Below are 11,620 nucleotides of genomic sequence, written 5' to 3' on the forward strand. Positions count from 1 at the left end.
TAATATTCGGAAAATTTTAACGCGGCAATTCCGTCGCACCCATCAAGAACTCATCCACTGCGCGGGCGGCTTGGCGGCCTTCGCGGATGGCCCAGACGACTAGGGATTGGCCGCGGCGCATGTCGCCTGCGGCGAACACTTTGTCGATGGACGTTTGATAGTCGACTTCCGTGGCTTTGACATTGCCGCGCTCATCTTTGTCGACGCCCAGCTCATCCAACATGCCTTCGTGGATCGGGTGTACGAAGCCCATGGCGAGGTAAACGCGGTCGCACGGGATTTCGAACTCGGACCCGGCAATTTCTTGCGGGCCTTTGTCGGTCCATTCCACGCGCACGACTTTGGCCGCTTTGACGTTGCCGTTGCCGTCGTCGATGAACTCTTTGGTCATGACGTTCCAGTCGCGCTCGCAGCCTTCTTCGTGGCTGGTGGACGTGCGCAGCTTTTGCGGCCAGTTCGGCCAGGTCGCCATCTTGTCTTCTTTTTCCGGCGGCTTGGGCATGATTTCGATCTGTGTGATCGAAGCCGCGCCTTGGCGGGCCGAGGTGCCAACACAGTCAGAACCCGTATCACCGCCACCGATGACCAGGACGTTTTGGTCCGTGGACAGGATGTCGCCGACGTTGATCAGCTCACCACCCACGCGGCGGTTTTGCTGGGTCAGGAATTCCATGGCGTAGTGAACGCCGTTCAATTCGCGCCCCGGCACCGGAAGGTCGCGCGGTTTTTCAGAACCGCCCGTCAACACAACAGCGTCGTACTTGTCCATTAATGTCTTGGCGGAGAGGTCAACGCCGATGGTGGTGTTGGGTTGGAAATCCACACCTTCGGTTTTCATTTGGCCCAAGCGACGGTCAATGATCGATTTGTCCAGCTTGAAATCCGGAATGCCATAGCGCAGCAAACCGCCCGCATGTGCATTCTTTTCATACAGAGACACTTTATGACCTGCGCGTGCCAGCTGTTGTGCCGCTGCCATGCCCGCAGGACCCGCGCCCACAACGGCAACGCGTTTGTCGGTGTGGCTTTTGGCGATTTTGGGCTCGATCCAGCCTTCGGACCAACCCTTGTCAACGATGGCACATTCAATGGTTTTAATGGTGACCGGCCTGTCGTCCAAGTTCAGGGTGCACGATGCTTCGCACGGTGCGGGGCAGATGCGGCCCGTGAATTCGGGAAAGTTGTTGGTCGAATGCAAAATGCGCAACGCACCTTGCATGTCGCCTTGGTAGACGGCGTCGTTCCATTCCGGAATGATGTTCATCACCGGACAGCCTTGGTGGCAGAACGGAATGCCGCAATCCATACAACGTGAACCCTGCGTTTCGAGCTCGTCTTGTTTCAACGGAACGATGAACTCGTCATAGTGTTCGACGCGTTCAGACACCGGCGCGTAAGAACGGTCGCGGCGCTCGTTTTCCAAAAAGCCAGTAGGTTTACCCATAACTTAAATTCCTCTCCGCCTTAGTTGCCGACCGACGTGTCAACGCCGTCGTGCTCGGCGGCACGATCTTTAGCTTGCATTTCTTGCAACGCGCGGCGGTATTCCACCGGCATCACTTTCTTGAACTTCGGCAGATAATCCGCCCAGTTGTTCAAAATGTCTTTGGCCCGTTCACTGCCTGTGTAGTGGTGGTGTTTTTCGATCAGACCGCGCAAACGCTGAGCGTCATAGCGGGTCATATCGGAAGCGATATCCACCAAACCGTGGGTTTCCAAATCGCCCGCTTGGCCGTTCACTTCGTCCATGATGCGCTCTTCGGCTTCGATGGGCTCCAGATCGACCTGGGCTAAGTTGCAGCGGGTTTCAAAGTCGCCTGCTTCGTCCAGGACGTAGGCGATGCCGCCGGACATACCGGCCGCGAAGTTGCGACCCGTTTGGCCCAGCACTGTGATGATGCCGCCAGTCATGTATTCACAACCGTGATCACCCACACCTTCGACAACCGCCGTGGCGCCGGAGTTGCGCACGCCGAAGCGTTCGCCAGCGACACCTTGGAAGAAGGCTTCACCCGCCGTCGCACCGTACAAGCACGTGTTGCCGGCGATCATGTTGTCTTGTGGATCGCCAATGGCACAGTCGTCCGACGGACGGATGACAATGCGCCCACCCGACAAACCTTTGCCGACATAATCGTTGGCGTCGCCTTGCAAGTCGATGGAGATGCCGGGGCTCAAGAACGCACCCAAAGATTGGCCTGCGTTGCCGTTGGCGTTGATGACGATGGTGTCTTCCGCAAGACCGGCTTTGCCGTATTTCTTGGCGACTTCACCTGACAACATGGTGCCGAACGTGCGGTTCACGTTGATCAGCGTGCTGTCGATTTTCACCGGCGTGGCGTTTTCGATGGCGTCTTGGGCTTGTTTGATCAGGTCGTTGTCCAACGCCTTGTCCAGACCGTGGTCTTGGGTTTCGGTGTTGTAAACGGCCACATCGTCGCCCGCTTCGGGTTTGTGCAAGATACCGGAGAAATCCAAGCCCTGGGTTTTCCAGTGATCGATAGCTTCGTTCATCTCAATCGTGTCGGAACGACCGATCATTTCGTTGATGGTCTTAAAGCCCAGTTCCGCCATCAGCTTGCGCATTTCTTCGGCCAAGAAGGTGAAGTAGTTCACCACGTGTGCCGGTTCGCCCGGGAACAGCTTGCGCAGTTCCGGGTTTTGCGTCGCGATGCCCACCGGGCAGGTGTTCAAGTGACACTTGCGCATCATCAAGCACCCTTGTGCGATCAGCGCTGCCGTGGCGACACCAAATTCGTCCGCACCCAACAGGGCGCCGATGACCACGTCACGGGCCGTGCGCAAACCACCGTCGACCTGCACGCAAATGCGACCGCGCAGTTTGTTCATCACCAAAGTCTGGTGCGTTTCGGCCAAGCCCGTTTCCCACGGACCGCCTGCGTGCTGCGTCGACGTCAGCGGGCTTGCACCCGTGCCGCCGTCGAAGCCGGAGATGGTGACATGGTCGGCGTAGGCTTTGGACACACCTGCGGCAACCGTACCGACGCCCACTTCGGACACCAGCTTGACGGAGATGCGGGCCTTCGGGTTGACGTTTTTCAGATCGTGGATCAGCTGTGCCAAATCCTCAATCGAATAAATGTCGTGGTGCGGCGGAGGCGAAATCAAGCCGACACCCGGGGTGGAGTGACGCAAGCGTGCAATCCAGTCGTCCACTTTGTGGCCGGGCAGCTGACCGCCTTCACCGGGCTTCGCACCCTGGGCCATTTTGATTTGGATGTCGTCGGCGTTGACCAAGTATTCCGCCGTGACACCGAAGCGACCGGACGCCACCTGTTTAATGGCAGAGCGCATGCTGTCGCCGTTTTCCAACGGCGTCCAGCGCACGGCTTCTTCACCGCCTTCACCCGTGTTCGACTTACCGCCAAGACGGTTCATGGCGATGGCCAAGTTGGTGTGCGCTTCCCAAGAAATCGAGCCGAAGCTCATGGCACCCGTAGCAAAGCGTTTGCAGATGTCTTCCAGCGGCTCAACCTCGTCCAAGGGAACGGACGTGCCGGTGCCTTTCAGTTTGAACAGGCCGCGCAGGTTTTTGAATTCCACGTCGTGGTTGTTCACCGCGGCTTCGAACTTGCGGTACGTTTCGCGATCGCTTTGACGCACGGCGTGTTGCAACAGCTGGATCGTTTCCGGGGTCCAGCAGTGGGCTTCGCCGCGATGACGCCATGCCAGCTCACCGCCTACGTCCAATTGCTTGGCGTAGAGCGGGTTGTTGCCAAACGCTTCGCGGTGACGGCGCACGGTTTCCTCGGCGACTTCGTTGATGCCAATGCCGCCGACTTTCGTCGCGGTTTTGGTGAAGTACTTTTCGATGAACGCGTCGTTCAAACCGACGGCGTCGAAAATTTGCGCGCCACAGTAAGATTGGAACGTGGAAATGCCCATTTTCGAGAACACTTTGAGCATGCCTTTGTCGACCGCTTTGATATAGCGCATTTGCGCTTCGGCAACGGTCAAGTCGTCGGGCAGCTCGTTTTGAAGCGAGCAGATGGTGTCGAACGCCAGATACGGGTTGATGGCTTCCGCGCCATAACCGCCCAGCAGGCAAAAATCGTGTACGCGGCGCGCTTCGCCCGTTTCCACGACCAAGCCCACAGACGTGCGCAGGCCGGTGCGGATCAGGTGGTGATGTACACCCGCCGTCGCCAGCAGAGCCGGGATCGCCACGTGGTCTTGGTCCAGAGCACGGTCCGAGAGGATCAAAATGTTGTAGCCGTCGCGCACAACCTCTTCGGCTTTGGCGAACAGCTTGTCCAACGCGGCTTCCATGCCCGAAGCCCCTTGGTCGGCCGGATAGGCCATGTCCAGGGTGTAGGCTTTAAACGCACGGTCCACATGGTTTTCAATGTGGCGGATTTTTTCCAAATCCAAGTTGGTCAGGATCGGTTGGCGCGCTTCTAAACGTTTTTTGGTTCCGGCGTCGGCCAGATCCAACAGGTTCGGGCGCGGGCCGATCAGGGTGACCAAGCTCATGACCAGTTCTTCGCGGATCGGATCAATGGGCGGGTTGGTCACTTGTGCGAAGTTTTGCGCGAAGTAATCGTAAAGCACCTTCGGGCGGTCGGACAGCACGGCAATCGGCGTGTCGCGGCCCATGGAGCCGATGGGGTCTTGACCCGTCAAGGCCATGGGTTTGATGAAGTGCTTGATGTCTTCTTGGGTATAGCCGAACGCTTGCTGGGCATCCAGACGGGTTTCTTCGTCGGGTGCCATGGCCGGGTTTTCTTCCGGCAGATCTTCGACGCGGATTTGCGTTTGATCCAGCCAGTCTTGGTACGGTTTGTCGCCCGCCAACTCGGATTTGATTTCTTCGTCGTCGATGATGCGGCCTTGTTCCAAATCGATCAGGAACATTTTACCCGGCTGCAAACGCCATTTTTTGACGATTTTGCTTTCGGGGATCGGCAACACGCCCACTTCGGAACCCATGATGACAAAATCGTCGTCGGTCACGACATAACGGGCCGGGCGCAGACCGTTGCGGTCCAGCGTTGCGCCGATTTGGCGACCGTCGGTGAAACAGACCGCAGCAGGGCCGTCCCAGGGTTCCATCAAGGCGGCGTGATATTCGTAGAACGCTTTGCGATCTTCGCTCATCAGCGGATTGCTGTCCCAGGCTTCGGGGATCATCATCATCATGGCGTGGGCCAGGGAATAGCCGCCGGCGACCAACAGCTCCAACGCGTTGTCGAACGTGGCGGAGTCAGACGCACCGTCGCCGATCAACGGCCACAGCTTGTCCAGATCGTCGCCCAGAATTTCGGACTGCATGGTGGCTTTGCGCGCGGCCATCCAGTTGATGTTGCCGCGCACCGTGTTGATCTCGCCGTTGTGGCAGAGATAACGGAACGGCTGTGCCAGTTCCCAGCTGGGGAACGTGTTGGTGGAGAAACGTTGGTGAACCAGGGCAAGCGCGGACGTGGCGCGCTCGTCTTGCAGGTCTTTATAATAGTTGATCAGGTTCGACGACAGCACCATGCCTTTGTAGACGATGGTGTGGGTCGACAGGGACGGCATGTAAAAGCCCGCGCGGTTGCCTTCTTGGTCCCAGATGATGTGGTGTACGCGTTTGCGGATCACGAACAGTTTGCGTTCGAAGGCAGCCAGATCGAAATCGGCGCCTTTTTTGAAGAAGACTTGACGGATCACCGGCTCGTCGGCTTTGACGCTTTCGCCCAGATAGGAATTGTCCACCGGCACGTCGCGCCAGCCCAACAGCTCTTGACCTTCTTCGGGCACGACTTTGGCAAACGCGGCAACGCAAGCGTCGCGCAGATTATCGTCTTGCGGCAAGAACACTTGACCCACGGCGTATTCGCCGATTTCAGGCAGATCAAAGCCCAAGGCGGCGCATTCTTCCACCAACAATTCGTGCGGAATTTGCATGATGATGCCCGCACCGTCGCCCGCCAAGGGGTCGGCGCCGACCGCACCGCGGTGGTCCAGGTTCACCAGGATTTGCAGACCTTGGCGAATGATCTCGTGGCTCTTTTTGTTTTTAATGTTGCAAATGAAGCCAACACCGCAGTTGTCGTGCTCGTTGCTGGGGTCGTAGAGGCCCTGTGCTTGGGGCAGACCGCTTGCTTTCATAATCTTATATCCAGTCTTGAACCGCCCTTGGGGGGGCGGGTGAAAAATTCTTTGTTTTCAGGGTGCTATCATCACACCCGCGGCTAGTTTATCCAGCGCGGCGCAGATTGTTCGGCACCTTGTACAGAAACTTTGGAGGCGCGACATTACAAGAAGTGGCCTCAAAAGGGAAGCCCGCCAATGCAATTTTTGAAACACGCCAAAACGGGCGGAAATAAAGGCTTTAGGCCCCCCTTTAAGCCCGTGTTGAGACGGTCTCGAAACGGACCTTTTTGAAGAAAAATCAGGGGTCTGAAAAGTGGTGCGGATTCAGCCCTTTGCGCGGCTTGTCGGCTGCGTTAAAGTTTCTGGCGATTCGCAACCCCCCTTGCCATCGGCTCATAATCGAGACCTCCTGTGCCCACTTTACATATTATTATTTTGGCCCTGGTTCAGGGCATCACAGAATTTTTACCGATCAGCTCGTCGGGTCACCTTGTCTTGGTGCCGTGGGTTGCGGGCTGGGAAGATCAGGGCTTGGCCTCGGACGTTGCCGTGCATGTGGGCACCTTGGGCGCGGTTTGTGCTTATCTCTATAAAGACATCGGCGCCATGCTTGGGGGCCTTTGGCGCATGCTGAAGGGCAAAGGCGTGAATTCCAGCACACGGCTCGCGTTTTACTTGGTGCTGGCCACCCTTCCTGTGATCGGCGCGGGCTTTGCGCTGAACCATTATGTGCCGGGCGGGATCCGCTCCATCGAAGTGATCGGCTGGACCACGTTGGGCTTTGGCGTTTTGTTGTGGGTGGTGGACCGCTTTTCCATCACCATCCGGCGCATGGACCATTTGGGCATCTCGGACGTCTTCATCATTGGTGTGATGCAGTGCTTGGCCCTGATTCCCGGCACCTCGCGGTCCGGCATCACCATGACGGCTGGGCGCATTTTAGGCATGGAGCGCCCCGACTGCGCACGTTTTTCCATGTTGTTGAGCATTCCCACCATTGTCGGCGCAGGCGTGTTGAAGGGCTGGGATCTTTATAAAGCAGGCGACGCTGTGGCCATTGACGCGGCGCTGACCGGTGCCGGCGCGGCTTTCGTGTCGGCTCTGATTGCGATCTCTTTGATGATGGCCTGGTTAAAACGCGCCAGCTTCACGCCGTTCGTGCTGTATCGCATTGCACTGGGCGGGTTCTTGCTGGCCGTGACGTATGGGTACGTGAGCCTGTAATCAGCCCGCAGCCGCTTTTGGCTCTTCGTCTTTCTTGGGTTTTTCCGACGCTTCTTGTGGCAGGGTGAAGCTGAAGGTCGAGCCCGCGTTGGGCTGGGACGTGACGTCGATGAGCCCTGCGTTGAGTTCCACCAATTCTTTGCACAGCGTCAGGCCCAGTCCCGTGCCCTTTTCGCCGTTGGTGCCTCTGGTGGTGACGTTGTCGGTAAGGCTGAACACTTTTTTGGCGGCGCTGGTGCTCATGCCCACGCCGGTGTCGGTGACCAAGACCTTGGCTTTGCCAAATGGTGTCGTTTCAAAGCCGATGGTGATGGTGCCGCCCTCGGGCGTGAATTTGATGGCGTTGTTGACCAAGTTGCGGATGACGGTATCGATCATGTTGGGGTCTGCGTAGGCTTTCAGTGCGTCTCCGCTTTGCGTCAGTGTTAGGCCTTTTTCCGTTGCAACGGGGCCCAAGACCTCAACGGTTTGTTGGGCAATGTCATTGAGCGTGATGAAATCCGGTTGCGGATCAACGCGATCCATTTGCAGCTGCGCCCATTCCAAAAGGGTTTCCAACAGCTTGAACACCCGATTGGCGCTTTGGTCGATGGTGTTGGCGAAATCTTTGACCTGCTCTGTGCTCAGGTTCTCCGCTTGGGCTTTCAACAAATTGGTATAGCCCATCAAGGACGTGAACGGGCTGCGCAGATCGTGGGCAATGATGGAGAAAAACTTGTTCTTTTCCTGGTTGAGCTTTTCCAGCTCTTCCTTCGCCAATGCGTAGTTTTCGGCAAGTTCCACGTATTGAGCGTTGAGAGCCTCGGCGCGTTCGCGTTCGTCTTGCATGGTGATCATTTCTTGCACCAGGCGGTCGTTGGTTTTGCGCAGGTTTTCTTGGGTCGCGCGCAGGTTCAAGGTCATGCGCATCAGGTTGCGCAGCATAGACCCCTGGGTTCCGTCCCAGGTGATGGCCGCGATGGCTCCCGCATTCAAAAAGTCCCGCTCAGTTTGGGTGCAGGACAAATCCATCAGCACGACAACGGGAATGCGGATGCCTGATTGACGCGCGTCTTTGCAGACTTGAATGGCGAATTCGGGGGTTTCGGACAAGGTGCGCAAAATGCACAACTCGTAAGGGAAGCTAACGAGTGCGGTGAGAATATCGTCTTCGTCTTGGACGGTTTGAATATCCAGCTTGACGCCGTCTTCGGACAAGACAGCATACAAGGAGTCCGCGATCTTTTGACCGCCGCCGCCCAGAAGTATCCGCGCTGTCTCCATAACTACCCTCATGCGCACTTTGCGAGATGACCTTTTCAGAGATCACTTGAATAATATATATTTGGTTCAATCTATTGGCTAATCCTATTTTTTGACCCTCTCCCCACCTAAGGAATGCAGATGTCCGCTCAAGTCGATCCCGAACGCCATAAATTCAAAATGGAAAAGAAAAAGGCCGCTCGCGATAAAATTATGGCCCAAAAAACCGACCAAAAAGGTCTGGTCATCGTTCATACGGGCAAGGGCAAGGGCAAATCCACGGCTGCTTGGGGCATGGTGTTGCGCATGTTGGGCCATGGGCGGCGGGTCGGCATTGTTCAGTTTGTGAAGGGCAAATGGGACACGGGCGAGCGCGGTGTGTTCGAAAAATTCGGCGATCAGTGCATTATTGAAGCCCACGGCGAAGGGTTTAGCTGGGAAAGCCAGGATTTAGAGCGCGACAAAGCGGCCGCTGGAAAAGCTTGGGACGCGGCGTGCCGTTTGATGGCGGACGACACCATCGATTTGGTGGTGATGGACGAAATCAATATTGCGCTGCGCTATGGTCAGCTTGACGCTGAGAAGGTGCTCAAGGGGCTCAATTCCAAGCGTGACGACCTGCATGTTGTGCTGACCGGGCGCAATGCTTTGGACGCGGTCATTGACGTCGCCGACTTGGTCACGGAAATGGCGCAGATCAAACACCCGTTCCGTTCTGGCATCAAAGCGCAAGAAGGTATCGAATTTTAGCTTTGGCTGTGCTACGCCTTAAAGGTCAGTGGTGATAGGGGAGCTGGTCCATGATTTCACGACTAATCGCGGTGTTGGTTTTGGCTGTGAGCCTGCCTTTGGGGGCGTGCGCGGTCAAACCCATGACGGATCAAGAACGCGCACACCAATTGGTGCAGGGCGCGCAGTTGACGTACAAAAAATTCAAAGCATCCAAGGACGAACCCATGGATGAGTTCCGCAAACTTCTGCCCAAGGCCCAGGGCATGATCATTTTGCCCGGCGTGGTCAAAGGTGGCTTTGTGTTGGCGGCCGAAGGCGGCAGCGGTGTGTTGTTGGCTAAGGACGATGCCGGCAATTGGAGCCAGCCCGCGTTTTATTTCCTCGCCAGTGGCAGCGTCGGTTTTCAGTTGGGCGCACAGGTGGGTGATGTTGTTGTGTTGCTCTTTAGTCAAGACGCGGTGAAAGCCATCATCGATAACCAAGGCAAGCTGGGTGCGGATTTGAACTTAGTGGTTGGCACCGTCGGTGCGGGGGTTGAGGCTTCAACCACCACCAACGTCGGCGCGGATGTCATGGCCTTTACCCAAGGCACAGGCTTGTTTGCAGGCGGTGCGTTGGAGGCGGCAGCCTTGATCAAGCGCAACGACTTTGCCAAAGCGTTTTATGGCCAAATGGTTGAGCCTCAAGAGATTGTCTTTGGGGGCGCCGTGCAAAACCCGGCCACGGAACCGCTACGGGCCTTGCTCGCGGCGCAATAACAACAACAAAGGACTTCGCCCGTGCCCACTTTTGCCAAAGCTTTGATGGTTCAAGGCACGGGCTCTGACGCCGGAAAATCGCTTTTGGTGGCGGGGCTGTGCCGTGCGTTTGCCAAGCGTGGGCTAAAAGTCCGCCCGTTCAAGCCGCAAAACATGTCTAACAACGCTGCCGTCACCTCGGATGGTGGCGAAATCGGTCGCGCCCAGGCGTTGCAGGCGCGGGCCTGCGGGGTGGAACCCCACACGGACATGAACCCGGTGCTCTTAAAACCCGAAGGCGAAACCGGGGCGCAGCTGGTGGTCGGCGGCAAAATGCGCGGCCAGGTGAAGCCCAAAGACTTCCGCACCTTCAAAGAAACCCTGCTGGACGACGTCTTGGCGGCGTTTGCGCGCAATAAAGACGATTGCGATTTGGTCATTGTCGAAGGCGCGGGTGCCCCGTCGGAGGTCAACTTGCGCGCAGGCGACATTGCCAACATGGGCTTTGCCACGGCGGCAAACGTGCCCGTCGTGTTGGCGGGCGATGTGGAAAAGGGCGGCGTGATTGCCCAGGTGGTGGGCACCCATGCGGTGCTGATGCCGTCGGAACGCGATCTCATCAAAGGCTTCATCGTCAACAAATTTCGCGGTGACGTTTCGCTGTTCGACAGCGCCATGACGGATATGGAAGCCCGCACCGGCTGGACGCCTTTAGGTGTCGTGCCGTGGTTCGCAGGGGCGGCGAAGCTGCCCAAAGAAGACAGTGCGTCTTTGGGCCGTTGGGCGGAAACCGGGCGCGGAGGCGCGGGGCGCATTCGCATCGCCCTGCCAAAGTTTCCGCGCATCGCCAATTTTGACGACTTAGATCCCTTGATGGCCGAAGACGACGTGGACGTGATGTTGATCGAGGCGGGTGAGCCGCTGCCCGGTGATGTTGACGTGGTGGTGCTGCCGGGCTCCAAATCCGTGGTGTCGGATTTGAAGTACCTCAAAGCCGAAGGCCTTGAAGTCGACATCGCCGCCCATTTGCGCCGCGGCGGTTTGGTGGTGGGGCTGTGTGGCGGCTACCAAATGCTGGGCAAATGGATTTCGGACCCCGACGGCATGGAAAGCCCCGCAGGCCCCGTGGGCGAAGAACCCGCCTTGGGTCTCATGGATGTGGAAACGGTGCTCACCGACGACAAAGCCTTGGAACACGTGAAAGGTGTCGAGGCCGCAAGCGGGCTTGACATAGCAGGCTATGAAATGCACTTAGGCCTCACCGAAGGCCCCGACCGTTCGACCCCTTGGTTCCATCTGGAAGATGGCCGCGAAGAAGGCGCGATTTCTGCTTCAGGCCAAGTCATGGGCACCTACGTGCACGGCGTGTTCGCATCCGACGCCTTCCGCCACGGGTTTTTGGCCCGCCTGCGCGAAGACCGCGAAGGTGGGGCAGCGTATGAGCAGGGCGTTGAGGATGCGCTGGATGAGCTGGCTCATCATCTGGAAGCGTGTCTGGATTTGGACGCGATTTTGGCGCTGGCCGACTGAGCCCTCACCACAAGAAACACCAAAATCACAACCGCCCATAGGCACCTGCCTGCGCAGGT

The 11,620-nt window shown here is 57.4% G+C and carries 7 protein-coding genes; 4 read left to right on the forward strand and 3 right to left on the reverse strand.

Annotated features, from left to right (window positions below):
* Nucleotides 1-16: 16 nt before the first annotated feature.
* Both V5T82_RS17840 and gltB read right to left on the reverse strand, forming a co-directional pair.
* The gene (locus V5T82_RS17840; protein WP_332897032.1) at nucleotides 17-1,444 is read right to left on the reverse strand and encodes a glutamate synthase subunit beta; all 1,428 of its coding nucleotides are present in this window, start codon (nucleotides 1,442-1,444) and stop codon (nucleotides 17-19) included.
* A gap of 20 nt (nucleotides 1,445-1,464) precedes the next feature.
* The gene (gltB, locus tag V5T82_RS17845; RefSeq protein WP_332897033.1) at nucleotides 1,465-6,111 is read right to left on the reverse strand and encodes a glutamate synthase large subunit; all 4,647 of its coding nucleotides are present in this window, start codon (nucleotides 6,109-6,111) and stop codon (nucleotides 1,465-1,467) included.
* A 396-nt stretch (nucleotides 6,112-6,507) separates the two neighbouring features.
* On the opposite strand from gltB, the gene V5T82_RS17850 reads away from it, so the two are divergent.
* Nucleotides 6,508-7,320 (forward strand): undecaprenyl-diphosphate phosphatase, encoded by an 813-nt coding sequence (locus V5T82_RS17850; RefSeq protein WP_332897034.1) that lies wholly within the window; start codon nucleotides 6,508-6,510, stop codon nucleotides 7,318-7,320.
* Here V5T82_RS17850 and V5T82_RS17855 read toward each other — a convergent pair whose 3' ends face one another.
* Nucleotides 7,321-8,583: a sensor histidine kinase gene (locus V5T82_RS17855; protein ID WP_332897035.1), complete on the reverse strand. Its 1,263-nt coding sequence runs from the start codon at nucleotides 8,581-8,583 to the stop codon at nucleotides 7,321-7,323.
* 120 nt (nucleotides 8,584-8,703) lie between these two features.
* On the opposite strand from V5T82_RS17855, the gene cobO reads away from it, so the two are divergent.
* The 3 genes from cobO to V5T82_RS17870 are packed head-to-tail and all read left to right on the forward strand — an operon-like array spanning nucleotide 8,704 to nucleotide 11,561.
* Entirely contained in the window at nucleotides 8,704-9,312 is a 609-nt protein-coding gene (gene cobO, locus V5T82_RS17860; protein ID WP_332897036.1) for a cob(I)yrinic acid a,c-diamide adenosyltransferase, read from the forward strand.
* Nucleotides 9,313-9,362: 50 nt separating this feature from the next.
* Nucleotides 9,363-10,052 (forward strand): lipid-binding SYLF domain-containing protein, encoded by a 690-nt coding sequence (locus V5T82_RS17865; protein ID WP_332897037.1) that lies wholly within the window; start codon nucleotides 9,363-9,365, stop codon nucleotides 10,050-10,052.
* Nucleotides 10,053-10,073: 21 nt separating this feature from the next.
* Nucleotides 10,074-11,561, forward strand: coding sequence for a cobyric acid synthase (locus V5T82_RS17870; RefSeq protein WP_332897038.1), 1,488 nt, complete (start codon nucleotides 10,074-10,076; stop codon nucleotides 11,559-11,561).
* Nucleotides 11,562-11,620 lie beyond the last annotated feature (59 nt).

The sequence above is a fragment of the Magnetovibrio sp. PR-2 genome (assembly GCF_036689815.1).
Lineage (GTDB): Bacteria > Pseudomonadota > Alphaproteobacteria > Rhodospirillales > Magnetovibrionaceae > Magnetovibrio.